Annotated in this window: 2 protein-coding genes; both read left to right on the top strand. The window is 37.8% G+C overall.

The window, feature by feature from the left end:
* Positions 1-259, top strand: a 259-nt coding sequence (locus tag DYY66_RS12160) for a hypothetical protein (protein WP_166289857.1), incomplete at its 5' end; no start/stop codon positions are given.
* Positions 260-311: 52 nt separating this feature from the next.
* Positions 312-635 (top strand): hypothetical protein (locus tag DYY66_RS12155; protein WP_166289854.1); only part of this gene is annotated, 324 nt, incomplete at its 3' end.

The raw sequence follows: 635 nt of genomic DNA, 5'->3' as shown, positions 1-635 counted from the left end.
TAGTATCACAAATTTGACTGTGCAGTATGAAACAACAATTCATGGAGATGGCAAACAGGCAACAATTGACTATCTTGTTACACTACAACCGACTCTTGCAAACTATGTCATAAAATCTGGAAGTGGAATTGATCCAGCTGTTCTTGATGTATCTTGGGTGGGTTTTTCCATAAAAAATCCTGTGATAATCACAACAAAACAATATGGTGATTTAGAGATCAACTTTCCATTAGGGAGTAATACAGAATCAAATACCTGATGTATATGACGTACTGAAGGGAGTATCTACCGAGGATATCTTGAATGCAAACTTGCTAGATGCAAATCCACTGGTAGATTACCCCATTGAACAATGGAATTCACTTTTTGATCCTGCATATACTCTTGATGATGTTGCAGGATCTAACTATGTAGGACAGAAAGTTCCTATAACCGGATTTGCATATGGACAGAGTGGTATGTACCAAGGATCATTAAAACCGAAAACCACTGACCTTGATTTTACCGCAGATTCAAAATATCATATAGCCACAATTGAAAAGACGAGTATGGGAACCATAGATGTAGAAGGTCATGCAAATGGATATTCTATACAAGGGATGCCTGCAATTTCTACGGTACAGACCGCAGAACTT

The sequence above is a fragment of the Candidatus Nitrosotalea sp. FS genome (assembly GCF_011319475.1).
GTDB lineage: Archaea > Thermoproteota > Nitrososphaeria > Nitrososphaerales > Nitrosopumilaceae > Nitrosotalea.
The sequence above is the reverse complement of the archived record's forward strand: the minus strand, read 5'-3'. Positions and strand labels throughout refer to the sequence as shown.